Here is a 26,608-nt window from a genome sequence, read left to right on the forward strand (position 1 = left end):
CATCGTTCAGTACTGCCCCAGAGCGAGACCGCGCTGAAACGTGCGCTGCGTGAACATGAACAGCAGGGCGGTCGGGATGGAGACCAGCAGCGCCGCCGTCAGCAGCACCGTGAAGGCCGAACCGCCGCCCTGCACCGACTGCAGCGCCTGCAGCAGGGGCATGACAGGACGGGTCTCCGAACTCTGCGTGAGGATGAGCGCGAGCAGGAAGTCGTTCCACACCCAGGTCGCCTGCAGGATGAAGACGACCACCAGTGCGCTGCGCGACATCGGCAGGTAGATCTGGGTGAAGATGCGCCAGGGCTTCGCTCCGTCCACCACGGCCGCCTCGAAGACGGACTCGGCGATGCCTGCGAAGAAGTTGCGCATGACGAACGCCGAGAACGGCAGACAGACGACCGAGTAGATGAGGATCATGCCCACGGCGGTGTCGAAGAGCCCGACCTGCGAGTAGGCGGCGAACAGCGGGATCACCATGAGCTGCAACGGGAAGACCGTGCCGCAGAAGATGACGAAGAACCAGAAGAACCCGTGCTTGAGCTTCAGCGCGATCACGGCGTAGCCGACCGCGGCTCCGAGCACCACCGCGATGAACGGCGCGATGATGGCGTAGACGAGGGTGATGAACAGACCGGACGGCACATCGGTCGTCGTGAAGACATCGACGATGTTCGTCCACAGGCTCCCGAGGTTGCCCGGTTCCCACAGTCGCGACCCGGAGTACTCGGAGGTCACTTTGCCCGCATTCGCGAGGAGCAGGTAGATCGGGAGGAGCCAGACAATGCCCATCGCGATGAGGATGCCGTAGCGGAGGATCTTCGAGATCATGCGCGCTGCGCTCCCTTCGGTGCGCCGTCGCCGAGCGAGAGCTGACGGCGCAGGTAGATGACGGACGCCGCGACGGTGACGACCGTGAGGAAGATGGCGACGGCCGAGCCCATGCCGTACTCGTTGTTGAGGAACGTCTCGCGATACATCGTCACGCCGAGCGTCTCCGACACGCGGTTCGGCCCGCCCTGGGTCATCGACTGCACGATGTCGAACGTCTTGAGGCTGTTCACGATCGAGAGGCCGACGACGATCGTCGTGGTCGGTCGCAGCAGGGGCCAGACCATCGAGCCGAAGAGTCGGAACCCTCCTGCGCCGTCGAGCTTCGCGGCCTCCAGAGGCTCCTTGGGGATCGACTGCAGTCCGACCGTGAAGAGCAGCGCGTTCACGCCCACGCCCTGCCACGATGCCGCGAGGATCATCACGACCGTGTTCAGCGGCGCATCCTGCAACCATCGCAGCTCCGAGCCCGGCAGATTCAGGAATGCGAGGGCCTGCGACAGCGCCCCGCCGTTCTGCAGGACGAACGAGAAGATCACACCGACCGCGACGCCCGACAGGGCGTAGGGGATGAGGAACGGCACCCGCAGCCACGCGGCGCCCGGCAGCCCGTAGGCGAGATACGCCACGAGGAGTCCGAGTCCGACGGGCACGAGCAGGGTGCCGCCCACCCAGGCCAGCGTGTTGAGGATGGAGGTGAGCATCGCCGGATCGCGGAACATCTCCACGTAGTTCTCGACGCCGATCCACTCAGGGTCGCCGAGACCGTCGTACTCGGTGAAGCTCAGGTAGACGGTGTACAGCACCGGGACGTACAGCGCGAGGATGACCACCGCAACGCCCGGGCCCATGAAGGCCCAGGCGTCGCGCTGTCGCGCGGTGTGAGCCGGCATCCGACTCAATGCTCGCTCCAGTACTCGTCCGCCGTGGCCTGGATCCCCTCCAGGAAGGGCATCGGGTCACCGGGGTTCGTCATGAATCCCGTGAACTGGTCGAGCGACGAGGTGAGGATCGGCGCAGGAGCCGCCTCGTAGTAGCGCAGGTAGAACGTGTACTTCGGATCGGTGTACTCCTCGCCGATCTTCTGGAACTCCTCGGTGGATGCCGTGGCGTTCGGGTTGAAGGGCAGGTTGCCCTGCTGCTCCGACCACGCGGTCTGCGCGTCGGTGCCCATCCACCATTCCGAGTACTCGAGTCCGAGCTCGCGCTGCGCCGACTTCTCGGGCACACAGGCGGGGGCTGTCTCGATCGCCACCGGGGTGACCTCCTGCTCGGGGTTCACATTGGGGATCGGGAACACCCCCCAGTCGGTGCCGCTCTCCAGCCCCACGGTGTCGAGCGTGCTCGCGTACCAGGTGCCGAAGGGGATCATCGCCACCTCCTGGTCTTTGATCTGCGTCTCGCCGGGAGTCTTCGAGCCCGGGTCGGAGAAGTAGCCCTTCTCCTTCATGTCGAGCCAGACGTTCATGATGTCGACGACTTCGGGGTCGGTGAACTTCGCATCGCCCGACATCAGGTCGTTGTAGAGCTCGACGTCGGTGCCGGCGGTGAGGATCTGGAACCACACGAACGCCCAGGGGTTGCCGCCCGAGTTCCAGAACGGCGCGACGCCGGCGTCGACGAGCGTGTCGGCGACCGTCATCATCTCGTCCCACGTCGTCGGGACCTCGAGCCCGAGCTCGGAGAACGTGCGCTTGTCGTAGTACATGACCCAGTCGTCGACGCTGATCGGAGTGCAGTACTGCTTGCCGTCGATCGTGTAGAGGTCCTTCACCGACTCGCTGATGTTGCCGTCTGCGACGGCCTTCTCCCAGATGTCGGTGGTCTCGGCGACGAGTCCCTCCGAGACGAGATCCTCGAGCGACGAACCGGTGTGCCAGGTGAAGAGTCCCGGCGCCTTGTTCGATCGGAAGGACTGCTTGATGAACGCCTGGAACGCGTTCTGGTCGGCGTAGTACGCGGGGTCGAGCGACACGTCGATGTCGTCCTTCGACACGGCGGAGAACTTCTCGAAGTCCCAGCTCTTGTCGGTGACGAACTGCAGATCGGTCGATGATCCGGCGGTCGAGCCGGCGCACCCGGCGACCGATGCCACGGTCACGAGCGCCGCCGCGGCGACGACGATTCTTCGCGGGAACTTCACACGGAACTCCTTCGTTCGGGTCGAGGATCGATGTCGCGATCATCGGATTGATATCGTTATCAGAATCGGACTGTAACACGGTCGAGAAGACGACGGCAAGCGATCCATCGCAAGTGATGGGGCCCACCCCGCAGTCGGATGCCGGTCGCTCGGCGATACCCGGACCGACGCGGATGTATCGATACCATGACGGCATGACCGGTCGTCTTGCGAAGAATCGCGGCTCCGCCGCGCCCACCGTCCAGGACGTTGCCGCAGCCGCCGGGGTCTCTCCGATGACGGTGTCTCGGGTGCTCAGCGGCGGACCGAATGTGCGGCCCGAAAAGGTGCAGGCGGTCCTCGAAGCGGCCGCCGCCCTCGGGTACCGCCGTAACGAGAACGCCCGGAGCCTCCGCCCTGGGCAGCGCACCGGTCTGATCGGTGTGATCATCACCAATGTCGCGAACCCGTACTACGCGCAGGTGCAGCTCGGCGTCGAGGAGATCGTGACGACAGACGGCATGCTCCTGCTCGTCGGCAACAGTGGTGAGGACATCGAGCGCGAACGGGCCCTGGTGAACGACTTCATCGGGCGCAAGGTCGACGGGCTCATCGTGGTCCCGGCCGGCGGCGACGTCACCCACCTGCGCACGGCGGTCGCCGCCGGCATCCCCCTCGCCCTCGCCTCCCGCCAGGTCGACGGCGTGACTGCCGACGTCGTTCTGGTCGACGACGAGAACGGAGCGCGAGACGGCACTGCGTCTCTGCTCGCCCAGGGGCACCGTCGGATCGCCTTCCTCGGGAACCGCGCCTCGGTCTTCACCAGCCGGCGACGGCGCCTCGGCTTCGAACGGGCGCACCGCGAGGCAGGCGTCGCGATCGACCCCGATCTGATGCGGGCCGGTCAGAACGACGACGCCGCCGCGCACGACGTCATGGTCGAGCTGCTGACGAGTGAGAATCCGCCGACGGCCGTCTTCAGCGCGAACAACCGCAACACCATCGGTGCACTGCGCGCTCTCGCCGAGCATCCCGAGCTCGCCGCGGAAATGCGCATCGTCGCCTTCGACGACTTCGAGCTTTCGGGCCTCGTGCCCTTCGACCTCTCGGTCATCGAGCATGATCCGCGCGAGCTCGGTCGCGCGGCGGCTCGCATGATCATGCAGCGACTCGGGGCATCAGCGGGCGAGCCGCAGCTGGTGGAACTGCCCACTCGCTTCCGCGAGTGATGTCCGCATGCTGCTTATCCCGTGGTCGTGGTATACGTTGATAACGATATCAGCGTGGATCGCCTCTGCGGCGGCCCCGTGGCATCCGGAACGAAAGGCTGCAGCGATGCCCCACTCCTTTGCGCGCGCCGGTGAGCGTACGTCCTCCTACGACCGCCATCCCGTGATCGCGCTGCCGCCGGGCGAGACCATCCGCCGTGGCGTCGACGTCTGGCACGCACTCCGCGACGCCGCCGCATCGGCAGGGGATCGGGCTCTCATCGCGATCGACGCCTACCCTGGCACCGACCTCGCCGCGCTCGCCGACGAGATCCGCGCGGGGCTGCCGGGATTCGAGATCGTCGACGTGGAGTCGGCGGCCCTGTCGGCATCCGAACTGGCGGCTCGGTTCGCGCGCACGCTCACCGACGATCGGGTCTTCGGCATCATGTCGCACGCGACGATCGACGCCTTCTACGACGCGGCGAAGCGCGACGAACTGCGCGAGCGCGTCGAGAGCCGCGCCGCACCGACCGTGCTGATCGGCTGGGGCTCAGCCACCCTCACTCGACCGGATGTGACGGCGCTCGTCGAGATGGCGCGCTGGGAGATCCAGCTGCGCTACCGCCGCGGCATGCCGAACTGGCACGCCGAGAACGCCGAGGAGGATTCGCTGCGCAAGATCAAGCGCGGCTTCTTCCTCGAGTGGCGCGCTGCCGACCGGCACAAGCGACCTCTGTTCGGCACCGCCGACTTCGTGCTCGACGCGAACCGGGTCGGCGCCACCTCCCTCATCACCGGTGACGCCTTCCGTGGAGCGCTGGCCGCGGCATCCCACCGACCGTTCCGCGTCGTGCCGTACTTCGATCCCGGCGTCTGGGGCGGGCAATGGATGAAGCAGGTGTGCGGCCTCGACGCGTCGGAGGCCAACTACGCCTGGTCATTCGACGGCGTGCCCGAGGAGAACAGCCTGCTACTGAGCGATGGCGAGGGCGTCTTCCAGATCCCGTCGATCGACCTGGTGTTCTCGCACCCGCGGGATCTCCTCGGCGAGCGGACCTTCGCGCGGTTCGGTGCCGAGTTCCCCATCCGCTTCGACCTGCTCGACACCATGGGCGGCGGCAACCTCTCGCTGCAAGTGCATCCGCTCACCGAGTACATCCGCGACCGCTTCGGTATGGCGTACACGCAGGACGAGAGCTACTACCTGTTGGATGCCGACGACGATGCCGTCGTGTACCTCGGGCTCAAGACCGGGGTGGACCGGGAGAGGCTCACCGCCGATCTCACCCGCGCGCAAGCAGGGGAGATCTCGTTCCCCGCAGAGGAGTACGTGAACACCTACCCCGCGAAGCGGCACGATCACTTCTCGATCCCCGCCGGGACCGTGCATTGCTCCGGAGCGAACTCGATGGTGCTCGAGATCTCGGCGACGCCGTACATCTTCACCTTCAAGATGTGGGACTGGGACCGAGTCGGCCTCGACGGGGTGCCGCGGCCGATCCATCTCGAGCACGCGCTCGCGAACATCCAGTGGGAGCGCGACACCGCCTGGACCGATGAGAACCTCATCAATCAAGTGGAGTCGATCGCCGCGGGCGACGGCTGGCGGGAGGAGCGGACCGGCCTGCACGACCTCGAGTTCATCGAGGTGCGCCGGCACTGGTTCACGGGCGTCGCGCCTCATCACACAGGTGGGACGGTGAATGTGCTGAACCTCGTCGAGGGGGCGGAGGCGATCATCGAATCGCCCACCGGCGCGTTCGAGCCCTTCGTCGTGCACTACGCCGAGACCTTCATCGTTCCAGCGGCCGTCGGCGCGTACACGATCCGGCCGCATGGCGCCGGCGTCGGTGCGGAATGCGCGACGGTGAAGGCCTCGGTGCGCGGAACCGCCGTGTGACCGGAGCACCGGGGAGGGGTTGACGCTTCCGCCGTCGTCGGTCAGGCTTGTCGAGTTGATAACGATATCAATCTGAAGACAGGATGAACGATGAAGTCAACCTCTTCCCTTCGTACACGCGCGCTGCGCAGCAGTGTGATCGCTGCGGCGACCGCCGCGGTGTTGGTCGCCGCGGCGGCCGCACCCGCCCAGGCGGCTCCGCCGTCGGACGCGGACGCCTGGTCGGATCGCGCCGTGGTCAGCTACGACGCGATGCAGGACAATCTCTATCTCGGAGCCGCAGGCCACCAGCTCTACCGACTGAACACGGGCGAGGAGGTGAACCCGTACTCCTACCTCTGGGAGTATCGCGAAGCGAGTCAGGCGACAGCCGACCTGCAGGGCGTACCCGGCATCGGGCCCGCGGACGCCTGGTCGGATCGCGCCGTGGTCAGCTACGACGCGATGCAGGACAATCTCTATCTCGGAGCCGCAGGCCACCAGCTCTACCGACTGAACACGGGCGAGGAGGTGAACCCGTACTCCTACCTCTGGGAGTATCGCGAAGCGAGTCAGGCGACAGCCGACCTGCAGGGCGTACCCGGCATCGGGCCCGCGTACGCCAACGTCACGCGGCAGCGCATCGCCAACTTCGAGCTGTACTACAACGTGCGCGAGGGAGGGCGTGCGGGGTACGAGTCCTACCTCCCCGCCCCACTCGGCACCGGGGGCGACGTCTTCTACGATGACAACTCCATCATCGGACTCACCGACGTGCGCCAATACCGCAAGACCGGTGATCCGGCCTACCTCGAGAAAGCCGAGCACGCCTTCTCGATCGTCGTGCGCGGATGGAACACCGACTCAGCCCTCGCCTGCCCGGGCGGGATGGACTGGATCGACCGGGCCGACAACGCCGACCGCGGCGCCAACATCACCGGTCTCGCCGCTCAGCTCGCCGCACACCTGTACGAGCAGACCGGGAAGGCGGACTATCTGACATGGAGCAAGAAGCTCTACGCCTGGAACAACAAATGCCTGAAGACGTCGGCGGGGCTCTACGCCAACAGCATCAATGACGCCGGCGAGGTGAACCCGACGCTCTGGACCTACAACTCGGGGTCGATGATCGCGACCGCGACGATCCTCTACCGGGCCACCGGTGAGGCGAAATACCTCTCTCAGGCGAAGGCGGCGGCGCGTGGATCGCTGGAGTACTGGACCGCGGAGAACAGGTTGCAGCAGCAGCCGGCCATCTTCAACGCGTTCTACTTCCGCGACCTGTTCCTCCTCGACTCCGTGAGCCACGACCCGGCGTATCGAGCGGCCGCCGAGCAGTACGCCCAGCTGGTGTGGGACACCAACCGCGACCCCGCCACAGGGCTCTTCCACTTCCAACCGTCCGGCGGCGGCGATTACCTGCCCTCCCGACCTGCGGCGACGCTCGACCAATCCGGCGTGATCCAGATCTTCGCGATCCTCGCCTGGGATCGCGGCGACCTCGGGAACGTCAGCTAGCGGCGGGATCGACGACGCCCCCTCACCGCGCGGCCGGAGGCACCGCCGAGATGAGGCCGAGCGCGACGCTGATCCGGTCTGCGGATTCGACAACGTCTTCCTGCAGGCGGTCGAGTCCGTAGTCGCGCATCATCGTGAGACGCCCGGACAGCGAGATCGCGCCGACGGCCTGTCCGGTTGCATCGCGGATGGGCGCGGCGACGCACAGGCGACCGAGGGCCAGTTCCTGGTCCTCGGTCGCGTACCCGTCGCGGCGCACCCGGTCGAGCTCGGCGTCGAGCGCGGCGTGGTCGCCGATCGTGTTCACGGTGTATTTCGGCAGGTCGTCGCCGAGCAGCTCGCGGCGCTCCTGCGCAGTGAGCCCGAGCAGCAGGCACTTGCCCAGCGCGGAGGCGTGCAGCGGCTGCCCGAGTCCGACCATCGTGTGCGACTTGCGCGCGAGCTCACCCTCGGCGTGCGAGAGGTACACCGCCCTGTCGCCGACGCGCACGGCGACGTTCGCGCTGAAGCCGGTGCGCTGCGCCAGTTCCTGCACGGGGGTGCGGCTCTCGCGGTGGATCGGGTACTGGTTCAGTCCGCGGCTCGCGAGCGACATGACCGCGGCGCCGATCGCGTAGCCGTTGTCGACCTTCGACACGTAGCCGAGCTCTTCGAGGGTCGTCAGCATGCGGGCGATCGTGGATGCGCCGAGGCCGGTGGCGCGCGATATGTCGGAGGCGCGGGGCGGTCCGCCCGTCGCACTCGCGATCGCCTCGAGCACCGCCGCCGCCCGGCCGACTCCCTGTTGAACTTCCGCCGCCATGACCCCAGTCTCTCCTACGACCGCGCCTCACCAGGGCAGTGCGACATCGCGCCCGCTCGGCTCGGCGTACACGCGCACGCTGCTCAGTGTCACGTACGCGTAGCCGTTCGTGCGACTGACGCGCACGCGCACGGCCTCGACCCGCTGCTGCGCGAAGTCGTGGATGCGGTGCCGGTGCCGGTTGTCGGCGACCTCGGCGACCGTCGACCACTCGCCGTCGACCTGCACCTGCACCTCGTAGTCGGCGACGAGCTCGGGGATCACGGTGAACTCGGTGCGGTGGTGGTGGAGGTTGATGAGATCCTCGTCGACGTCGTCGTTCCACACGAGACGAACGGATGCCGCGGGCACCGGTTCCGGCCAGCGCAGCTCGATCCACTCCGGCGCGCCGGCGAGCGCCTCGGCATCCACCCGCTCCGACGACCACATACGAGGGCCGCCGTACGGCCGGTTGCTGCCGTCCACGACCTTGTCGGCCGACCAGGCGCGAGTCTCGCCGACGGCGCGGAGCGAGACGCTGCGGCGACGCAGCATCCGGGCGTTCCAGTCGGTGACGAGCTGGTGCTCGGCGTCGGGGATGTGATCGTCGAAGGCGGCGTCGTCGGCGCGCTTCGCGCCCATCGCCAGCACCCCGTACGGCCGCTCGTCCGTGAGCACGAGGGAGACGTTTGGGTCGGCGCGCACGATCACGACCGCGTTCGCCGGGGCGTCCGGATGCCAGGCGAGCGGAGCCACCGCGGACTCCGCACCCGCGGCGACCGGCACCTCGACCTCGGCGATCCGCTCGACGGGTACGGCGTTCTGCGGTCTGCCGGTGTTCCAGAGCTCGAGGCGGAGGGTCGTGTCGGAGGAGGCGACGACGTCGAGCTCGACACCGTCGATCCGCGGGTCGACCGGGATCATCACGGCGATGTCGCGGTCGAGCGGCAGGGTCTCGGTCGTGCGATGAGCCCTCGTCGACACCTCGGTGAGCGCGCTCGACGCCGTCACCGTCGCCCCCTGCGCGAGGTCGTCGGCGTCGGTCGCGGAGATCCCGAACACCGGTGCGTCCTCACGGAGCAGCGCGGCCTGCAGCTCACCCCGGTGCGAGCCGGCGAGCTCGCGGGGCGTGAGGCCGTCGCGCGCGATGAGGGCGGCGGCGGTGCCGACGGCCTGCCCCTGCGTGGCGCACGTGGCCATGACGCGGGTCGAGCCGAACGCGATGTGCGAGGCCGAGATGTTGCGGCCGGCGAAGAGCAGGTTGGCGACGTCGCGGGAGTAGAGGCTGCGGAACGGGATCTGATAGATGCCGTCGCTGTAGCGCTGCAGCGCACCCGCCTTCTCGGCATAGACGCCTTCCACGGGGTGGAGGTCGATCGACCAGCCGCCGAAGGCCACGGCGTCGTCGAACGCCGTTTGCTGCAGCACGTCGTGCTGCGTCATCGTGTAGTCGCCGATGAACCGCCGGTACTCGCGCTTGCCGGGGATCGCCCCGACCCACTCGAGAGTCAGCCGGTCGGCGTCGAACTCTCCGGAGTTCTTGATGTAGTCCCAGATGCCGTAGACGATCGACCACAGCTCGTCGCGGATCTGCTCGTTCGATGAGACGGTGTCGAGGTGCCCTCCCCACTCGATCCACCAGTAGTCGCAGCCGTTGTCGCCGGTGCGGATGATGCGGTTGCGCACGATGGGCGTCTCGCGGATGTCCTTCGCGATGAGCGGGGGCACGAAGCGCTCCGGCCGCCCGGCGTCCTTCGTGTAGAAGAAGAGGGAGCTGCCGAGCAGCTCATCGTCGGCGACGTCGGGCGCCCAGGGCTCGTCGAACTCCGCGCGGGACTCGCGTCCGACGCGATAGCCGGCCCCGGCGAGGTGACCGATGAGCCCGTCGCCCGAGCAGTCGAGGAAGACGGGCGCCTCGAACACCGTCTCGATCTCGCTGCCCATCGTCCACCCGACCACGGCGGCGATGCGCGGCGCCTCGCCGAAGGTGGTGTCATGCATGCGCACCTCTCTGACGTCGGTGTTGAGGTGCAGCGAGATGTTCGGCTCAGACCGCACGGCGTCGAGCAGCACCTGATCCCAGTAGTAGGGGTTCCCCTCGGGGTTGCGGTACTGATTCTCGAGCACGAGCTCGCCGACTATTCCCGTCTCACGGGCGAACCGCTGCGTACCGTGCGCCGTGGCGCCGACGACCCACACCCGCACCTCGCTCGAGGAGTTGCCCCCGAGCACCGGCCGGTTCTGGATGAGCGCGACGCGCGATCCCATCCGCGCCGCGGCGATGGCGGCGCACGTCCCGGCGAGCCCTCCGCCGACGACCACCACGTCCACCTGGCTCTCCGCCTTGATCATCGGACCTCCTCGTCGCTTCGTCTCGTCAGAGTTTACCGTTCAGAGGTTGCACATTACCACTGAGCGGTAGTAGCTTCTCATCAGACGCTACGATCGTGGTGTCGCCACAACCTCTACTCAAGGACGCGTAATGGGTATCACTGACACCGCCGACGGCGTCGGCACCGCGGTTCTCACCGACGACGAGCGCCGCCGGCGCATGCGCAAGGTCATCACCGCCGCCGGCGTCGGCCACTTCGTCGAGTGGTTCGACTTCGGCCTCTACGGCACCCTCGCCACCGTCATCGCGCTGCACTTCTTCGAGACCGGCGACCCGCAGGCCGCGCTCCTCTCGTCGTTCGGAGTCTTCGCGGCCGGGTTCATCATGCGCCCGATCGGCGGTCTCTTCTTCGGCTCCATGGGCGATCGCATCGGCCGCCGCACCACGCTCGGCCTCGTGATCATGGTCACCTCGGGCGCGACGTTCATCATGGGCATCCTGCCGACGTACGACGCGATCGGTCTCGTCGCGCCCCTTCTGCTCGTGATCGTTCGGCTCGTGCAGGGCTTCGCGGCCGGAGGCGAGAGCAGCGGTGCGACCACCCTGCTCGCCGAGTACGCGCCGAGCAACCGCCGCGGGTTCGTGTCGAGCTTCGTCGACGTCTTCGGCTTCGCGGCCTTCGTCGCCGGCTCCGGTCTCGTGCTCCTCTTCACCGCCACCCTCGGCTCCCAGGCCCTGAACGACTGGGGCTGGCGCGCGATGTTCGCCCTCGCGCTGCCCCTGGGTGCGGCGGGTCTCTACCTCCGACTCAAGCTCGAGGACACACCGGAGTTCCAGAAGATCAAGGAGAAGGGCGAGGTCGCCGCGAAGCCGCTGCGCACCTCGATCTCGCGCTGGTGGAAGGCTCTGCTCTTCTGCGTCGGCTTCGTCGTGCTCAAGGCCGTCGGCCACTGGATCCTGCAGACCTTCATGCCCTCATACCTGCAGACCGACCTGAAGTTCGACCAGCAGACGGCCTACGCCGTGACGACCATCGGCCTCGCGGCGATCATGATCCTCGTGCCGCTGTTCGGCCTGCTCAGCGACCGCATCGGCCGCAAGCCCGTCATGATCATCGGCGCCGCCGGCTTCATCGTGCTCACCTATCCCACGCTCATGCTCATGGGCTCGGGAGCGTTCCTCGCGGCCGTGGTCGCGATGATCATCCTCGGTGTCTTCATGGCCGCGTACGACGGAGCGATGAGCGCCGCGATGGCCGAGCTGTTCCCCACGAACATCCGCTACGGCTCGATGGCGATCGCGTACAACATCTCCGTCGCCGCGTTCGGCGGCATCACGCCTTGGTTCTCGCAGAGCCTCATCTCGTGGACGGGCAACACCTACGCTCCCGCCTTCTACGTGATGGGCGCCGCCGTCATCACGCTCGTGGTCGTGATCGGTGCCCGCGAGACCGCGAAGAGCCCGCTGATCGAGAAGGGCTGACCCATGCGCATCGTCGTCACTGGAGCCTCCGGACGCGTCGGATCGACCGTCGCCGCTCAGCTCGTCGCACGCGGCCACGCGGTGATCGGTCTCGACCGGGTCGCCCCGGCCGAGCCGATCCCGGGTGTCGAGCACATCGTGACCGACCTCACGGAGCTCGCCCCCCGCGATTCACGACTGGCGGATGCCGAGGCCGTGGCGCACCTCGGAGCCTTCATGTCGTGGAACGATGCCGACGCCGAGGCCGTCTACGAGGCCAACGTCACCGGCACGGTCGCGCTCGTGCGGGCACTGACCGGGTCGGCGGTGCGGCGGTTCGTGCTCGCGAGCACCGGCGAGGTCTATCCCGAGAACGCGCCGGAGTACCAGCCGCTCGACGAGCAGCATCCGCGTCTCCCCCGCACCTGGTATGGACTCAGCAAGGTGCTCGCGGAGGAGACCGTCGCGTTCGCCGGCCGCACCCTGGACTGGGACACCGTGGTGCTGCGGTTCTCGCACACGCAGCATCCGGCCGAGCTGCTCGACCCGACGTCATTCTTCTCCGGTCCGCGCTTCTTCGCGAAGGCGCGATTCGCGAAGGAGGATGCCGCGGGCAACGCGTTCGTCGCGGACCAGCTGCGCGGCTTCGCCGATGACGATGCCGACACGGTGATCGTCGCCGCGCGCGCCGACGGCACCCCGACGACCATGGGCATCATGGCCGCGCCGGATCTCGCGCGCGGTGTCGTGCTGGCTCTCGAAGGTGAGACGTCGGGGCACGAGGTCATCGGGCTCGGTCCGGACTCCTCGACCGATCTCGGCTCGTTCGCCGCTCGTCTGGCCGATGCCGCGGGGCTGCCGACGACTCCGCTGACCCTGCCCGACACGGCACCGTCGTACACGACCAGCAACGCCCGGGCCCGCGAGCTGCTCGGATTCCGGCCCGAGTACGACGAGGCGCGCATGATCGAGGCCGCCGTCGCGGCTCGACGGGCGCGGGTGGGCGCGGCGCGGCGGTAGGTCTTCTGCGGAAGGAGCCGCGTTTCGTCTCGCTCCGCTCGCTCAACGACCCGCGCAGACCCCCGGTCGTTGAGCGAGGAGCGAAGCACCGAGACGAAACGTCGCACGCCGTTCTCCGACACCCACCGCGTTTCGTCTCGCTCCGCTCGCTCAACGACCCGCAGGGGCTCCGCTCGCTCAACGACCCGCAAGGGCTCCGCGAGCCGGTAGCGGCGGGTCAGTGCGGCGCGCGGACGGCATCCCCCATCGCGGCGAGCGCCTCGACGAGGATCGGCCGCGGCGTTGCGAACACGACGCGCACGAAGCGCTCATACCCGTGACCGAGCAGCGCTCCATCGGTGAGCACGACGCCGGCCCGTTCGCGGAAGAACCGGGCCGGCGAGCCCGGGATGCCGAGCGCGCCTGTGTCGATCCAGCCGATGTACGTGGCCTCGGGCTCGCGGTAGACCGCGCCGGGCAGGTGCTCCGCGACGAGCTCGCCGAGCGTGCGCCGCGAATCCGAGAGGTAGGCGAGCACCCCGTCGAGCCACGACCGGCCCGACCGGTACGCCGCGGTCGACGCGACGACCCCGAGCGTCGAGGCTCCGTGCTGCACCGAGAATCCGAAGCGGCGGTACTGCTCCTGGTCGATGTCGTTCGACAGCACGAGCTGAGCGGCCTTGAGACCCGGGATGTTCCACGCCTTCGACGCGCTCGTGCCGGTGACGGTGTGCGCGGCTGTCGCCTCCGTCAGCGAGGCGTAGGGCACGAAGGGCCGGCCGTCGAAGCGCAGCGGCGCGTGGATCTCATCGGCGAACACCCGCCCACCGTGACGCTCGACGATCTCCGCGATCGCCTCGAGTTCGGCGCGGTCCACGACGGTGCCGGTCGGGTTGTGCGGGTTGCACAGCACGAGCGTGCGCGCGCCGGCGGCAAACGCCTTGTCGATGCGGTCGAGGTCGTGGTGCCATCGCCCGTCGACCACGACGCCCGGCACCTCGATCACGGAGTGCCCGATCGACGGCAGGTAGGTGAGGAACGGCATGTACGCGGGGGTCGGCACGATCACCGGCGACCCGGCCGGCGCGTACTCCTCCACGGCGACGCGCAGCGCGGCCATCACGTCGGACACCGGATGCACGCGCTCGGGATCGACGACCCAGCCGTACTCGGCGCGCATCCATTCCGCAGTGGCCGCACCGAGGTCGGCCGCGAGCGGCGGCGACAGGTAGCCGAGCGTCTCCTCGTCGATCGCCCGGTGCAGAGCTGCGGCGATCTCGGGCGCGATACCGAAGTCCATCTCGGCCACCCACGCACCGATGCTGCCGGGGTGCAGGCTCCACTTGCGGCTCTCAGGACGATCGAGGTCGAATCGGGTCCGGGAGTCGAAGGGATGCGGGGCGCCGTGCGCGGAGTCGTTCACGTCGCTCGACTCTAGGCCACGGGCCGATTCCACGCATCGTGCGCTCATGCCGGAGCGACGAACGCCATCGCCGCCCGCACGAGGGCGGCATTGTCGAACGCGGTGCGGTCGTCGGGCAGCACGAGGGTGTCCTCCAGCCCGATGCGAGTGTCGAGTCCGAGTTCGGCCGCGAGGGCGAGCGCCGGCCAGGCCGACCGCTCCTCGCCGTGCAGCAGGATCGGCACCTCGGCGTCCTCCGCACGCACGTGAGCGATGAGGCCCTCGGCGTGGGTGCGCACGCCATCGGCGGCCTCGTCGGGCAGCTCGATCAGCACCCGCAGGCATTCCGCGCGGACGGCGGAATCCCGCCAGACCTCGAATCCGGTGCCGTCCCAGATGCCCGCCTCGACACCCACGCCCCGGCGCCGCAGCGCCACCGCGACCTCATCGGCACCCGCCTCGTGCCAGTTCACCGAGGCGTAGTCAGGCAGCTCGGTCCAGGCCTCGATCGCCGCGATCCGGCGCTCGACATCGGGTGCCGTCCACGCGCCGGTCGTCACGCCGATCGGGATGCCGGGGCACGCCGCGCGCAGCGCGCTCACCCACTCCCCGACGTGGTCGGGTGCCACGGAGTCGCGCCCCGCGGCATCTTTCGGGTGCACGTGGATCTCCCGCGCGCCGGCCGCGACCGCCCGTGCCGCGTCCGCAGCGGCCAGCGTCGCATCGGCTGTCAGCCGCGGATGCTGGGTGAGCTCGCGCGCACCGTTGATGCACGCCTGCACCAGCATCCGTCCGGAATCGACGGCTCCCGTGTCACCAGGAGCGGCCATCAGTTCATGAGCTCACGCGGGTGGAACTGGTGCAGCCCTCCGGTCTCGGACGGGCCCTCCTCGGTGCGGATGTTGTGCGCGACCTGGCGTGCCGTCGCTGCGCCGCGGCCGACGCGCACCGCCTCCTCCTGCGTCTCGAAGCTGTTGCCCAGAGTGCGTGACTCCCCCTCGATCCGGTTGAACCAGATGCCGTCGCGCTGGAACGTCTCGATGTCTCCTGCAGCCATGGGGATGTCCTCTCCGTCCCCTCCTTTCTACGCGAGGGCTCGGACACGGCAGGAGGGGCTTGACAGGATCCGCGGTTCTCGACGATGGAGCGGATGCCGCGCATGCAGACATCCCGCGCCACGTCAAGGGCGATGACGGGTGGATTCCCGGAGCCGTACGGTCATGTCATGCCCGACCCGAAGACCGCTGCGCGGAGCGCCCGATGAGCCTCGAGGTGATGTCGCCCACCGAGGCGCTGCTCGACGGCCGTTACGTGCTCAAGGAGCGGGTCGGCCGCGGCGGCATGGCGACCGTCTACCGCGCCGAGGACACGCACCTCGAGCGCACCGTCGCGATCAAGATGATCCACGAGGATGACGACGCCTCCTCCTCTGCCGAGCGGGCTCACAACGAGAAGGCGCTGCTCGCGGCCGTCGACCACCGTGCACTGGTCACGCTCTACGACGCGCAGCTGATCCCCGGCCGCCCGCGATATCTCGTCATGGAGTTCGTCGAGGGTCCCACTCTCGCCCGCCGCATGAGCACGGGGCCGATGCGTCCGCGCCAGGTCGCCCGCGTCGCGCGGGACGTCGCCGAGGCGCTGTCGATCGTGCACGGCGCAGGCATCGTGCACCGCGACGTCAAGCCGTCGAACGTGCTGCTGGCCCGCGACCCCGGCGGTGGACCGTGGACCGCCAAACTCGCCGACTTCGGCATCGCGTGCACGGTCGGCAGCCCCCGCCTGACCTCGCCCGGGATCGTGCTGGGCACCCTCACCTACATGGCGCCCGAGCAGCTGCGCGACGCCGAGCCCGGCACGGCCGTCGACGTCTTCTCGCTGGGTCTTCTGCTGATCGAGGCCCTCACCGGCGTGCCCGCCTACCCGGCGATGAGCACCGGGCGCGGAGCAGCCGTCGCCCGGCTCATGAACCCGCCGACCATCCCCGACGACGTGCCCGACGAATGGCGCGGACTGCTCGATCGGATGACACGCCTCGAGCCCTCCGAGCGCCCCACCGCGCGCGAGGTCGCTCGCGCCGCCCGAGCGCTCATGCGCGGCGAGGCTCCGACCGCCGTCGTGCCCGCGGGCGCTGCGGGGATCGCCTCGGGAGCGGACGCCGCCGAAGCGGATGCCGTATCGGCATCCGCTGGCGCAGGCGCCGCCGCCGCCGCTCCTGCAGAGCCGCCGACCGACCGCACCGCCGTGCTCGACTCCGCTGCCCCGCGCCGCCGCCGCAACCCCCGAGCCATCGCCGGCATCGCCGCAGCCGCCGCGGTCGTCGTCGCCGGGGGACTCGTCACCGGCTTCGTGGCCGGGAACCCGCCGGTCGCCGAGGGCGGCCGCCTCGCGGCATCCTTCGCCGAACGCACCGTCATCGCGCCCGAGGACTCCGGCGAGGCCCCCGTCGAGGTGGTGGTGAGCGAGCCCACCGAGCCGGAACCGGTCGTGAATCAGCCGGCGGTCGATCGCCCCGCGCAGAACGAGAACAAGGGTCCGGGCAACAACAACGGCAACGAGAACAAGGGTCCGGGCAACAACAACGGCGGCAAAGGCGACGAGGGCGACGACGACTGAGCTCCGGCGACCCTGCGGCGCTCCCTGGTGAGTACGCCCGTATCCGCTCGGTTGGCACCTGCTGCGGAGATTCGCGCGGAATTCCCACAGGAGGTGCCAACCGAAAGCGCGGGGATCAGGCCGCCCGCACGTCGAGCACCCAGGTCACCCCGAACCGGTCGGTCAGCATGCCGAATCCGGGCGACCAGGCCGACGCCGCGAGCGGCTCGATGATCTGCGCGCCGTCGGCGAGCGCGTCCCAGAAGCCCCGCAGCTCGTCGAGCGAATCGGCCTGCAGCGACTGGAAGAACGTCCGGTCGGTGAGCGTGACGCCGTTCTCGCGTCGGGTGGTCCCGGCGACGGACTCGGCCTCGTCGGCACCGGGCACGTCGTACGCCATGAGGCGGAAGCCGGAGGCGTTCGCGACCTGCCCGAACACGACGCGGTCGGAACCGGGCGCCTCGGTCGGCATCCCGAAGTCGGCGTAGGTCGCGATCGTGACGTCGGCGGTGAACACCGCGCCGTAGAACTCGAGCGCCCGACGGGCGGTGCCGCGGAAGTTCAGGTGGGTGGTGGTGGTGATGCTCATGAGGTTCTCCTGTCGGATGGGGCGGCGGATGCCGTGAGAACCACGATCACAGCAGTAGCGGTCAGATCCGGTCCGCTACTGCGGTGAGAATGGAGACATGTCCAGTTCCTCCTCGCGGATGCTGTCGCTGCTGTCCCTCCTGCAGGCACGGCGCGACTGGCCGGGCGCGGTGCTGGCCGAGCGCCTCGACGTCACCCCGCGCACGATCCGTCGTGACGTCGACCGTCTGCGCGAACTCGGCTATCGCATCACGGCGATCAAGGGACCCGACGGCGGCTATCGGCTGGATGCCGGATCCGAGCTGCCCCCGCTTCTGTTCGACGACGCGCAGGCCGTGGCGATCGCGGTCGCCCTGCAGAACGCTCCCGCGAGCGGCGTCGACGTCGACGAAGCAGCGGCGCGCGCCCTCGCCACCGTGCGCCAGGTCATGCCCTCGCGGCTGCGGCACCGCATCGACGGCATCCGCTTCTCCGGCTCCGGGAACGACGTGCGCGTCGACCCCGCCGTACTCGAAGCGACGAGCGCCGCAACGCGCGACCACCTCGTGCTGCGCTTCGACTACGGGCGCGCCGACCGACCGCCGCGGCGCGCCGAACCGCACGCCGTCGTCGCGCGGGAGGGGCGGTGGTATCTGCTCGCCTGGGACCTCGACGCCGACGACTGGCGCACCTTCCGCCTCGACCGGATGACTCCCCGCATCCCGACCGGACCGTCGTTCACGCCCCGCCCTCTCCCTGCGCAGGACGCGCAGACCTACCTCGCGGCCCGCGCCAAGGGGTCGGATGCCGAGGATCGCTGGCCCTGCATCGGCGAGGTCGTCATCGAGCTTCCGGCGCGCGAGGTCGCACCGTGGATCGGCGACGACGGCTCGGTCGAACCCGTCGACGACGGATCTTGCCGGGTCGCGGTCGGATCGTGGTCGTGGGTGGGCGTGCTCGCCGCCGTGGCCCGGTTCGACGCCCCGTTCACGGTTGCCGGTCCAGCACCCTTGGCGGAGGCCGCCCGCACCCTCGCAGCGCGCTTCGCCGCGGCATCCCCCCGGTAGACTGGGGTCGCCCCGCCGGCCCCTTCCCTAGGAGTGCGCGTGACCACCGCCCCTGCACCTGCCCACAAGCACGTCCCCGACTCCGTCGAGAACGCGATCGCGACACCGGAGAAGGAGCAGCCCTACGCGGCGCTGGGCCTCAAGGACGACGAGTACGCCCGCATCAAGGAGATCCTCGGGCGTCGCCCCACCTCGGGTGAGCTGGCGATGTACTCGGTGATGTGGTCGGAGCACTGCTCCTACAAGTCGTCGAAGAACTACCTGCGCCGCTTCGGCCAGAAGGTCTCCGACGAGATGAAGGAACGGCTCATGGTCGGCATGGGCCAGAACGCGGGCGTCATCGACGTCGGCGAGGGCTGGGCCGTCACCTTCAAGGCCGAGTCGCACAACCACCCGAGCTTCATCGAGCCCTTCCAGGGTGCGGCGACCGGCGTCGGCGGCATCGTCCGCGACATCATCTCGATGGGCGCCCGGCCGGTCGCGGTCATGGACGCCCTGCGCTTCGGCGCCATCGACCACCCCGACACCGCCCGGGTCGTGCACGGTGTCACGAGCGGCATCAGCTTCTACGGCAACTGCCTCGGACTGCCGAACATCGGCGGCGAGACGGTCTTCGATTCCGTCTACCAGGCGAACCCGCTCGTCAACGCGCTCGCGGTCGGCGTGCTCCGCCACGAAGACCTCAAGCTCGCGAACGCGACCGGGGTCGGGAACAAGGTCGTGCTCTTCGGCGCCCGCACGGGCGGCGACGGCATCGGCGGCGCCAGCATCCTCGCCTCCGACACCTTCGCCGACGGGGGGCCCACCAAGCGTCCCGCCGTGCAGGTCGGCGACCCGTTCGCCGAGAAGGTGCTCATCGAGTGCTGCCTCGAGCTCTACCGCGGCGAGCTCGTCGAGGCCATCCAGGACCTCGGGGCGGCCGGCATCTCGTGCGCGACCTCCGAGCTCGCGGCCAACGGCAACAGCGGCATGAAGGTCTCGCTCGACAACGTGCTGCTGCGCGACCCGTCGCTCACGGCCGAGGAGATCCTCATGTCGGAGTCGCAGGAGCGCATGATGGCGATCGTCGCGCCCGAGAAGCTCGACGCGTTCATGGCCGTCGTGAACAAGTGGGAGGTGGAGACCTCCGTGCTCGGCGAGGTCACCGGCGACGGACGCCTCATCATCGACTGGCAGGGCGAGCGCATCGTCGACGTCGACCCCTCGACCGTCGCAGTCGACGGCCCGGTCTACGACCGCCCGGTCGCGTATCCGACGTGGATCGACGCGCTCCAGGCGGATGCCGCCGAGAACCTGCCGCGCTCGAACGATCCCGACGTGCTGCGCGAGCAGTTCCTCGCGCTCGTCGCCTCGCCGAACCTCGCCGACACCCGCTGGATCACCAACCAGTACGACTACTACGTGCTCGGCAACACGGCCCTCGCGTTCCCCGACGACGCCGGCATGATCCGCGTCGATGAGGAGTCGGGCCTCGGCTTCGCGATCTCGACCGACGCCAACGGCCGCTACTGCCAGCTCGACCCGTACGCGGGTGCGCAGCTCGCGCTCGCCGAGGCGTACCGCAACGTCGCCGTCACCGGTGCCGTGCCCACAGCGATCACCGACTGCTTGAACTTCGGCTCCCCCGAGAACCCTGAGGTCATGTGGCAGTTCGGCCAGACCGTCGACGGCCTCGCGGACGGATGCTACGAGCTCGGCACCCCGGTCACCGGCGGCAACGTCTCGTTCTACAACCAGACCGGCGACGTGCCGATCCACCCGACTCCGCTCGTCGGCGTGCTCGGCATCATCGACGACGTCTCGCGCCGCATCCCGTCTGGGTGGCAGGACGAAGGCCAGAACATCTACCTGCTCGGCACGACCTCGACTGAGCTCTCGGGATCGGCGTGGGCCGAGACCGTGCACCAGCACCTCGGCGGTCTGCCTCCGAAGGTCGACCTCGCGGGCGAGAAGCGCCTCGCCGGTCTGCTCGCGGCGGCGCGCGACGAGTGGCTGATCTCGTCGGCGCACGACGTCTCGGAGGGCGGCCTCGCTCAGGCGCTGGCCGAGGGCGTCTCGCGCTTCGGCGTCGGCGCGCGCGTCTGGTTGAACGAGATCATCGAGCGGGACGGAGTGGATGCCGCATCCGCGCTGTTCTCGGAGTCGACGGGTCGCGTCATCGTGACCGTGCCGCGCGAGGACGACGTGAAGTTCCGCGGACTCTGCGAGGGCCGGAACTACCCCGTCGCCCGCATCGGGGTGACGGACGGCCAGGACGCGAAGCTCGAGGTGCAGGACGTGTTCACGATCCCCGTCGCCGAGATCCGCGAGCGCTCGCAGGCCACGCTGCCCGCTGCCTTCGGCCCGACCGTCGCGGAGCCGGTCAGCGCATGAGCGAGCTGAGCCGCCCCGACGACGACTACGGCGATCTCGGCGAGCGCCGCAATCGCCGCATCCGCGTGGTCGCGTGGGTCGTGATCGTGGCTCTGCTGCTCGGCGGTGGCGGCGCGACCGTGATCACGCTCCTTCTCGGCTGACCCCCGGGTGCACTCCCGACGGGGCCACGCCCGTCGACACGGGTGGGGGGTGACCGCCCGAGCGGCCACCCCCCTCCGGTTCCGAGGGGAGGTCTCGTCACCGGAACAGGCTCGGTCCCGCACTGAGCCTCTTGTCGACCACGCCCTACGGGGAGCGGGGCCGACGATCGAGGTCCGGCGCCGGCACCGGTCCTCGACGATCGACGGGACTCGGGAGTCCCGCGTCAGTTCTCAGCGCGACGCAGCGCCCTCGCGCAGCAGGTCGCGGATCTCCACGAGGAGCTCCGCCTCGGTCGGCGCGATGACCTCGACGACCGCGGGCTTGCGTGCCGCCTGCCGGGCCTTCCACGTGTTCATCGGCAGCACGAAGACGAAGTACACGACCAGCGCCACGGCGAAGAAGGCGATGACCGCCGAGAGCAGGTCGCCGAGCGGGAACGTCACCTCGTTGCCGTAGATGTTGGTGAGCTTCGGTCCGAACTTCCCGGTGGCGTCGGCCTCGAACACGAGCCCGACGAGCGGGGTGATGATGCTCGCGACGACCGCGTTGACGATGGCCGTGAACGCGGAGCCGATGACGACGGCGACGGCGAGGTCGATCACATTGCCCTGCGCGATGAATTCCTTGAACCCCTTGATCATGGTGTCCCCCAATGCAGAAATCGGCCCCAGCCGAGAAGGAAGTGGTGGGGCGAATGCCCCGATGACATCCGACGCGCGATGCACGATCGGATGCCCGACATTCAACCGCACTCCGCGTTCACGATTTCCGGTCGAATTGTGTGAACATCGGCTCGATCGCCCGCTTTTCCGGGAAATGATCGTGTGCGAATGCGTCGATTTCATCTCGGTATATTGCGGCCATGGCCCGATGGCCGCACGAAAGGGGATTCAGTGCGAGAACAGAAAGCGCGTCAGTCGCACCACCGCGGCGGTGTCGTGCTCCTCGCGTCCGAGCGATTCCACGATGATGGCCCCGAGGATCGCCCGCCCGAGCTGCTCCACCGGAGCGTCGGCGGCGAGCTGCCCGTCGCGGATGCCGCCGTGCAGCCGCTCTGTCAGGTACTTCTCCACCCCGAGGCTCTCGCCCAGGTGTGCGCCGACGCCGGCATCCTCGGTCGCCGCGGCGACCAGAGATCGCAGCAGCGCGCCGCCTTCGGGCTCGTCGAGGATCGAGAGGACGCTGCGCAGCCACGTCTCGACGTCGGCGCCGAGATCACCGGTGTCGGGCACGACGAAGTCGACGGGGATCAGCCGACCCTCCGCCAGGCACTCGCCGATCAGCGCACCCCGCGACGGCCACCAGCGATAGATCGTCTGCTTGCCGACACCGGCTTCCTTCGCGATCCCCTCGATCGTGAGCCGATCGTAGCCGCGGTTGTGGAAGAGCCGGGCGGTCGCATCGAGGATAGCCTCACGGGCAGCCGTGCTGCGCACGGGCCCGCTCCGATGCTCGTTCACCACGTGTTCAGGATAACCACAGAACTCTAGACGAGACGCACCGTATGCTCTTGTTGACTGAAGGAGATCGCGTTGGCCTCACTGCTGTACCGCCTGGGTTCGCTCGCTGCTCGTCGCGCGTGGGCGGTGGTCGTCACCTGGATCGTGCTCCTCGGCATCGGAGTCGGCGCGTTCCTCGGACTCGGCGGCGCGCTGAGCAACAGCTTCGACATCCCCGGCACCGCGTCCGGGGCCGTCACCGACCAGCTCGCGGAGAAGCTCCCCGACACCGCGGGAGGCACCGGCACCGTCGTGTATCGCACGACCGACGGCTCGGCCTTCACCGACGAGCAGAAGAAGGAGATCTCCGCCCTCGCGGCGAGCGCGGAGGATCTCGACGGCGTCGCCTCGGTCGTCGATCCGTTCGCGACCCAGGCGGAGCAAGCAGACCAGGCCGCGCAGCTCGCTGACGGAGAGAAGCAGATCGCCGACGGTCGCGCTCAGTTGGAGGCCGGTCAGACGCAGATCGACGACGGCCGCGCGCAGCTGCAGTCCGGGCTCGACCAGCTCACCGCCGCCCGCGCGCAGGCCGAGGCCGGCGGCGCCCCCTCCGCTCAGCTGGCCGCCCTCGACGCGCAGCTCGCCGGACTGAACGCCCAGCTCGCCCAGCTCGATGCCCAGCAGAAGACGCTCGACGAGTCGCGGACGGAACTGGAGGAGAACGAGAAGCAGGTCGAACTCGGCTCGACGCTCCTCGACCTCGCGAACGGCATCGGCGTCGTCTCGGACGACGGCTCGACCGCCATCGTCAACGTCTCGTTCGAGGATCCCCGCCTCGAGCTCTCCGAGGAGGTCAAGCAGGGCACGATCGCGCACTTCGCCGACTCGCCCGTCGACGGCGTCGAGGTCGACTTCGGCACCGACATCGCTCAGGGCGTCCCCGAGATCTTCGGCGTGGGCGAGGCGATCGGCCTGGCCATCGCCGCCATCGTGCTCATCGTGATGCTCGGCTCGCTGCTCGCGGCATCCTTCCCGATCATCACCGCTGTCGTCGGCGTGGGCGTCGGCGTCACGGCATCCCTCGCCTTCTCCGGCGTGGTCGACATGGCGTCGGTGACTCCGGTGCTCGGCGTCATGCTCGGACTCGCCGTCGGCATCGACTACTCGCTCTTCATCGTCAACAGACACCGCAAGCAGCTGCTCGCCGGATCGCCCGTGCAGGAGTCGATCGGCCTCGCAACCGGCACGTCGGGAACCGCCGTCGTGTTCGCCGGCTCCACCGTGATCGTCGCGCTGCTCGCGCTCAACATCACCGGCGTGCCGTTCCTCGGCCTCATGGGCACCGTCGGCGCCGCCTGCGTCGCGGTCGCCGTGCTCGTCGCGATCACGCTGACCCCGGCGCTGCTCGGACTCGCCGGCACGAGGCTGCTCGGCCGCAAGGCCCGGGCCGCCATGGGCCAGCCGCACGCCGCCGGCAAGCCCGTGAAGCGCATGTCCACTCTGCGGGCGATCGTCACGGTGCTCGTCAGCGTCGTCGCGCTGCTGGTCGTCGCCATTCCCTCGATGTCGATGCGCCTCGGTCTTCCCGACGGATCGAGCGAGCCCACCGACTCGACCAGCTACCGCGCCTACCAGACCGTCGACGAGCAGTTCGGCGAAGGCGCGAACGGCCCACTGCTCGTCACGGCGTCGCTCGACGACGCGGTCAGCGACGACGATCTGCTCGCGACCCAGGTCGAGGTCGCGCAGAAGCTCGCGGATCAGGAGGATGTCGTCGCCGTCGCGCCGATCGCCGCATCCGACGACAATTCCCTGCTGGCGTTCCAGGTGCTCCCGGCTGAGGGGCCCAACAGCGCCTCGACCGAGAAGCTCGTGCAGGACATCCGCTCGCTTCCGTCGGCTGACGGCATCACGCTCGGTGTGGCCGGCCAGGCTGCGATCAACATCGACATCTCCGAGTCACTCGCCGGCGTGCTGCCGATCTACCTCGTCGTCGTGGTCGGACTCTCCCTGCTCATCATGATCGTCGTGTTCCGGTCGCTGCTCGTGCCGCTCATCGCCACCGGTGGATTCGTGCTGTCGCTCTTCGCGACCTACGGCCTGACCGTCGCGGTGTTCCAGTTCGGGTGGGGGGCGGAGCTCATCGGACTGCACAGCACGGGGCCGATCCTCAGCTTCCTGCCGGTGATCCTCGTCGGCATCCTGTTCGGACTCGCGATGGATTACCAGCTGTTCCTCGCCTCGGGCATGCGCGAGGCGTACGTCCACGGCGCGAGCGCGCGGGACGCCGTCGCCCAGGGCTTCCGCGCCGGCCGCTCGGTCGTCATCGCCGCAGCGCTCATCATGGTGTCGGTCTTCGGCGGGTTCATCTTCTCGGAGTCGACCATCATCCGCTCGATCGGCTTCGGCCTCGCCTTCGGGGTGCTGCTCGACGCGTTCGTCGTGCGGATGCTGCTCATGCCCGCTCTCATGCACCTGCTCGGGCGCTCGGCCTGGTGGCTGCCGCGGTGGCTCGACCGCATCGTCCCGAACGTCGACATGGAGGGCGCGGCGCTCGAGCGCGACCACCCCTCGGTGCACACCGACACGGTGACCGTCGCCGATCCGGAGGGCGCGTCGGCGCCCGCCCCCGGGACGCGGCGGGCGCGTCGCGAGCGGGGCGAGCGGGGCTGACGCGCCGCGCTCGGCATCCGCCCTTCTGCAGGTCGGGAACCCGCCTGCATGCCGAATCGTTCCATCTCGGCATGCAGGCGGGTTCTTTGGCATGCAGTCTGGGTCGGCCCGGTCGGACGGCTGACGGAATCCCGGATGGCGGGACAGATGCCGGTGATCCGCCAGCCGGCCGGGGAAACGCCAGCCATGCGGGCGCGAGCGGGTGGTGGGAGCGGATGCGGGGCGGTAGCCTCGGCGTGCGAGGAGGCGCCATGACGACCCAGCCCACGGATATCGGCCCGGACGAGAACATCGAGGGGTACCTGATCGGTTCGCCCGTGAGCCTGATCCGGGAGTTCACGGCGGTGCCGGGGTCGGGGCCACGGCTGCACCGGCATCCGTACGTCGAGACGTTCCTCGTTCACTCAGGGCGGGCGCTGTTCACGCTCGGCGACGACCAGGTCGTCGTCGAAGGCGGACAGGTCATCGCCGCGCCCGCACTCCTTGCACACCGATTCGAGGTGCTCGACGGCGGAACATACAACGCGACGCACATTCACGCCAGCGACCGGTTCGTGACGGAGTGGCTCGAGTAGGTCTCGCCGAGCTCGCACGGCTGACGGATCCCCGGATGGCGGGTCGGATGCCGCTGCGAGGCCGCGCATCCGAGGGATCGTCAGCCGAATGGACCGGGCCGCAGGTGCCGGAAGCCGATGTCAGCGGGGCGGCGTAGGGTGTGCGGATGACGTCTTACCCGCGGGCACTTCTCGAAAGGCTGCACGCCGACGCGCTCGCCCGGGTGGAGTCGACGAGGGCGACGCTCGGTCAGCTCACGCATGACCGAGCGGGGTCGAACGACGACGACGAGCACGATCCCGAAGGCGTCACGCTGTCATCGGAGTGGTCGCGCTTGACCGGGTTGGCCGAGGCCGCGGCATCCGAGCTCCGGCAGGTCGACGAGGCGATGGACCGGCTGGATGCGGGAACGTACGGCCTCTGCGCGCACTGCGGCCGACCGATCCCCGCGGCGCGTCTGGAGGTGCGACCGTTCGCCACCCACTGCGTCGCGTGCGCGGAGAAGCTCGGGCGCTGAGGGGTTTCGCGGAGGGCACCGCGTTTCGTCTCGCTCGCTCAACGACCAGGGGCGACGGCCTCCGCGTGCCCAGACCTCGCGAGGGAGGCGCTCGGCTCGCTCAATGACCGGGGTACACCGGAAGACCGCCGGAAGTAGGCTGAGGGCA

At 69.1% G+C, this 26,608-nt stretch carries 23 protein-coding genes; 12 read left to right on the forward strand and 11 right to left on the reverse strand.

Annotated features, from left to right (window positions below):
* Positions 1–6: 6 nt before the first annotated feature.
* The 3 genes from M3195_RS01925 to M3195_RS01935 are packed head-to-tail and all read right to left on the reverse strand — an operon-like array spanning position 7 to position 2,971.
* Positions 7–828 (reverse strand): carbohydrate ABC transporter permease, encoded by an 822-nt coding sequence (locus M3195_RS01925; protein ID WP_251584687.1) that lies wholly within the window; start codon positions 826–828, stop codon positions 7–9.
* A complete protein-coding gene (locus M3195_RS01930; protein WP_251584689.1) occupies positions 825–1,721 on the reverse strand; it encodes a carbohydrate ABC transporter permease in 897 nt (298 codons plus the stop codon). Before M3195_RS01930 ends, M3195_RS01925 begins: the two co-directional genes overlap by 4 nt.
* A gap of 5 nt (positions 1,722–1,726) precedes the next feature.
* Positions 1,727–2,971 carry an ABC transporter substrate-binding protein gene (locus M3195_RS01935; RefSeq protein ID WP_251584691.1) on the reverse strand — a complete coding sequence of 415 codons (1,245 nt, stop codon included), beginning with the start codon at positions 2,969–2,971 and terminating at the stop codon, positions 1,727–1,729.
* A gap of 194 nt (positions 2,972–3,165) precedes the next feature.
* Between M3195_RS01935 and M3195_RS01940 the strand changes: the two genes are divergently transcribed.
* From M3195_RS01940 to M3195_RS01950, 3 genes are all read left to right on the forward strand, one after another.
* Entirely contained in the window at positions 3,166–4,179 is a 1,014-nt protein-coding gene (locus tag M3195_RS01940; RefSeq protein WP_251584693.1) for a LacI family DNA-binding transcriptional regulator, read from the forward strand.
* Between the two features lie 106 nt (positions 4,180–4,285).
* On the forward strand, positions 4,286–6,061 hold the full coding sequence (locus M3195_RS01945; protein WP_251584695.1) for a class I mannose-6-phosphate isomerase: 1,776 nt from the start codon (positions 4,286–4,288) through the stop codon (positions 6,059–6,061).
* Positions 6,062–6,151: 90 nt separating this feature from the next.
* Complete coding sequence (locus tag M3195_RS01950; RefSeq protein WP_251584697.1) at positions 6,152–7,558, forward strand: glycoside hydrolase family 76 protein; 1,407 nt, start codon at positions 6,152–6,154, stop codon at positions 7,556–7,558.
* Positions 7,559–7,580: 22 nt separating this feature from the next.
* On the opposite strand, the gene M3195_RS01955 is transcribed toward M3195_RS01950, so the two are convergent.
* Together M3195_RS01955 and M3195_RS01960 are read right to left on the reverse strand one after the other, a co-directional pair.
* Positions 7,581–8,360, reverse strand: coding sequence for an IclR family transcriptional regulator (locus M3195_RS01955; protein WP_251584699.1), 780 nt, complete (start codon positions 8,358–8,360; stop codon positions 7,581–7,583).
* Between the two features lie 27 nt (positions 8,361–8,387).
* Positions 8,388–10,691 (reverse strand): FAD-dependent oxidoreductase, encoded by a 2,304-nt coding sequence (locus M3195_RS01960; protein ID WP_251584701.1) that lies wholly within the window; start codon positions 10,689–10,691, stop codon positions 8,388–8,390.
* Positions 10,692–10,821: 130 nt separating this feature from the next.
* Between M3195_RS01960 and M3195_RS01965 the strand changes: the two genes are divergently transcribed.
* A complete protein-coding gene (locus tag M3195_RS01965; RefSeq protein ID WP_251584703.1) occupies positions 10,822–12,153 on the forward strand; it encodes an MFS transporter in 1,332 nt (443 codons plus the stop codon).
* 3 nt (positions 12,154–12,156) lie between these two features.
* Entirely contained in the window at positions 12,157–13,152 is a 996-nt protein-coding gene (locus M3195_RS01970) for an NAD-dependent epimerase/dehydratase family protein (RefSeq protein ID WP_251584705.1), read from the forward strand.
* A 217-nt stretch (positions 13,153–13,369) separates the two neighbouring features.
* On the opposite strand, the gene M3195_RS01975 is transcribed toward M3195_RS01970, so the two are convergent.
* The 3 genes from M3195_RS01975 to M3195_RS01985 are packed head-to-tail and all read right to left on the reverse strand — an operon-like array spanning position 13,370 to position 15,590.
* Positions 13,370–14,554: a MalY/PatB family protein gene (locus M3195_RS01975; protein ID WP_251584706.1), complete on the reverse strand. Its 1,185-nt coding sequence runs from the start codon at positions 14,552–14,554 to the stop codon at positions 13,370–13,372.
* A gap of 44 nt (positions 14,555–14,598) precedes the next feature.
* On the reverse strand, positions 14,599–15,363 hold the full coding sequence (locus tag M3195_RS01980; RefSeq protein WP_251584709.1) for a 3-keto-5-aminohexanoate cleavage protein: 765 nt from the start codon (positions 15,361–15,363) through the stop codon (positions 14,599–14,601).
* Complete coding sequence (locus M3195_RS01985) at positions 15,363–15,590, reverse strand: DUF2188 domain-containing protein (protein ID WP_251584711.1); 228 nt, start codon at positions 15,588–15,590, stop codon at positions 15,363–15,365. Before M3195_RS01985 ends, M3195_RS01980 begins: the two co-directional genes overlap by 1 nt.
* Before the next feature lie 203 nt (positions 15,591–15,793).
* On the opposite strand from M3195_RS01985, the gene M3195_RS01990 reads away from it, so the two are divergent.
* The gene (locus M3195_RS01990) at positions 15,794–17,146 is read left to right on the forward strand and encodes a serine/threonine-protein kinase (protein WP_251584713.1); all 1,353 of its coding nucleotides are present in this window, start codon (positions 15,794–15,796) and stop codon (positions 17,144–17,146) included.
* A gap of 115 nt (positions 17,147–17,261) precedes the next feature.
* Here M3195_RS01990 and M3195_RS01995 read toward each other — a convergent pair whose 3' ends face one another.
* A complete protein-coding gene (locus M3195_RS01995) occupies positions 17,262–17,714 on the reverse strand; it encodes a VOC family protein (RefSeq protein WP_251584715.1) in 453 nt (150 codons plus the stop codon).
* Between the two features lie 97 nt (positions 17,715–17,811).
* Between M3195_RS01995 and M3195_RS02000 the strand changes: the two genes are divergently transcribed.
* The 3 genes from M3195_RS02000 to M3195_RS02010 are packed head-to-tail and all read left to right on the forward strand — an operon-like array spanning position 17,812 to position 21,275.
* On the forward strand, positions 17,812–18,759 hold the full coding sequence (locus M3195_RS02000) for a helix-turn-helix transcriptional regulator (protein ID WP_251584717.1): 948 nt from the start codon (positions 17,812–17,814) through the stop codon (positions 18,757–18,759).
* Positions 18,760–18,798: 39 nt separating this feature from the next.
* Positions 18,799–21,132 carry a phosphoribosylformylglycinamidine synthase subunit PurL gene (purL, locus tag M3195_RS02005; RefSeq protein ID WP_251584719.1) on the forward strand — a complete coding sequence of 778 codons (2,334 nt, stop codon included), beginning with the start codon at positions 18,799–18,801 and terminating at the stop codon, positions 21,130–21,132.
* On the forward strand, positions 21,129–21,275 hold the full coding sequence (locus M3195_RS02010) for a hypothetical protein (protein WP_179297510.1): 147 nt from the start codon (positions 21,129–21,131) through the stop codon (positions 21,273–21,275). Before purL ends, M3195_RS02010 begins: the two co-directional genes overlap by 4 nt.
* Before the next feature lie 231 nt (positions 21,276–21,506).
* On the opposite strand, the gene mscL is transcribed toward M3195_RS02010, so the two are convergent.
* Positions 21,507–21,917: a large conductance mechanosensitive channel protein MscL gene (gene mscL, locus M3195_RS02015; protein ID WP_251584721.1), complete on the reverse strand. Its 411-nt coding sequence runs from the start codon at positions 21,915–21,917 to the stop codon at positions 21,507–21,509.
* A 249-nt stretch (positions 21,918–22,166) separates the two neighbouring features.
* Positions 22,167–22,739, reverse strand: a complete 573-nt coding sequence (locus M3195_RS17040) for a TetR/AcrR family transcriptional regulator (RefSeq protein ID WP_251584723.1) — start codon at positions 22,737–22,739, stop codon at positions 22,167–22,169.
* 69 nt (positions 22,740–22,808) lie between these two features.
* Here M3195_RS17040 and M3195_RS02025 point away from each other — a divergent pair, with 69 nt between their 5' ends.
* The 3 genes from M3195_RS02025 to M3195_RS02035 all read left to right on the forward strand — a co-directional run bounded on the left by M3195_RS02025 (position 22,809) and on the right by M3195_RS02035 (position 26,460).
* Positions 22,809–25,388: an MMPL family transporter gene (locus M3195_RS02025; RefSeq protein ID WP_251584725.1), complete on the forward strand. Its 2,580-nt coding sequence runs from the start codon at positions 22,809–22,811 to the stop codon at positions 25,386–25,388.
* A gap of 251 nt (positions 25,389–25,639) precedes the next feature.
* A complete protein-coding gene (locus tag M3195_RS02030) occupies positions 25,640–25,963 on the forward strand; it encodes a cupin domain-containing protein (protein ID WP_251584727.1) in 324 nt (107 codons plus the stop codon).
* 146 nt (positions 25,964–26,109) lie between these two features.
* On the forward strand, positions 26,110–26,460 hold the full coding sequence (locus M3195_RS02035) for a TraR/DksA family transcriptional regulator (protein ID WP_251584728.1): 351 nt from the start codon (positions 26,110–26,112) through the stop codon (positions 26,458–26,460).
* Positions 26,461–26,608: the final 148 nt, after the last annotated feature.

The sequence above is a fragment of the Microbacterium hydrocarbonoxydans genome (assembly GCF_023715885.1).
GTDB classification, from domain to species: Bacteria; Actinomycetota; Actinomycetes; order Actinomycetales; family Microbacteriaceae; genus Microbacterium; species Microbacterium hydrocarbonoxydans_C.

Excerpts from the sequence above, each read along its gene's own strand:
- M3195_RS01925 (WP_251584687.1), bottom strand. The coding sequence starts at position 828 with ATGATCTCGAAGATCCTCCGCTACGGCATCCTCATCGCGATGGGCATT.
- M3195_RS01930 (WP_251584689.1), bottom strand. The coding sequence starts at position 1,721 with ATGCCGGCTCACACCGCGCGACAGCGCGACGCCTGGGCCTTCATGGGC.
- M3195_RS01940 (WP_251584693.1), top strand. The coding sequence starts at position 3,166 with ATGACCGGTCGTCTTGCGAAGAATCGCGGCTCCGCCGCGCCCACCGTC.
- M3195_RS01945 (WP_251584695.1), top strand. The coding sequence starts at position 4,286 with ATGCCCCACTCCTTTGCGCGCGCCGGTGAGCGTACGTCCTCCTACGAC.
- M3195_RS01950 (WP_251584697.1), top strand. The coding sequence starts at position 6,152 with ATGAAGTCAACCTCTTCCCTTCGTACACGCGCGCTGCGCAGCAGTGTG.
- M3195_RS01955 (WP_251584699.1), bottom strand. The coding sequence starts at position 8,360 with ATGGCGGCGGAAGTTCAACAGGGAGTCGGCCGGGCGGCGGCGGTGCTC.
- M3195_RS01960 (WP_251584701.1), bottom strand. The coding sequence starts at position 10,691 with ATGATCAAGGCGGAGAGCCAGGTGGACGTGGTGGTCGTCGGCGGAGGG.
- M3195_RS01965 (WP_251584703.1), top strand. The coding sequence starts at position 10,822 with ATGGGTATCACTGACACCGCCGACGGCGTCGGCACCGCGGTTCTCACC.
- M3195_RS01970 (WP_251584705.1), top strand. The coding sequence starts at position 12,157 with ATGCGCATCGTCGTCACTGGAGCCTCCGGACGCGTCGGATCGACCGTC.
- M3195_RS01980 (WP_251584709.1), bottom strand. The coding sequence starts at position 15,363 with ATGGCCGCTCCTGGTGACACGGGAGCCGTCGATTCCGGACGGATGCTG.
- M3195_RS01985 (WP_251584711.1), bottom strand. The coding sequence starts at position 15,590 with ATGGCTGCAGGAGACATCGAGACGTTCCAGCGCGACGGCATCTGGTTC.
- M3195_RS01990 (WP_251584713.1), top strand. The coding sequence starts at position 15,794 with ATGAGCCTCGAGGTGATGTCGCCCACCGAGGCGCTGCTCGACGGCCGT.
- M3195_RS01995 (WP_251584715.1), bottom strand. The coding sequence starts at position 17,714 with ATGAGCATCACCACCACCACCCACCTGAACTTCCGCGGCACCGCCCGT.
- M3195_RS02000 (WP_251584717.1), top strand. The coding sequence starts at position 17,812 with ATGTCCAGTTCCTCCTCGCGGATGCTGTCGCTGCTGTCCCTCCTGCAG.
- M3195_RS02010 (WP_179297510.1), top strand. The coding sequence starts at position 21,129 with ATGAGCGAGCTGAGCCGCCCCGACGACGACTACGGCGATCTCGGCGAG.
- mscL (WP_251584721.1), bottom strand. The coding sequence starts at position 21,917 with ATGATCAAGGGGTTCAAGGAATTCATCGCGCAGGGCAATGTGATCGAC.
- M3195_RS02030 (WP_251584727.1), top strand. The coding sequence starts at position 25,640 with ATGACGACCCAGCCCACGGATATCGGCCCGGACGAGAACATCGAGGGG.
- M3195_RS02035 (WP_251584728.1), top strand. The coding sequence starts at position 26,110 with ATGACGTCTTACCCGCGGGCACTTCTCGAAAGGCTGCACGCCGACGCG.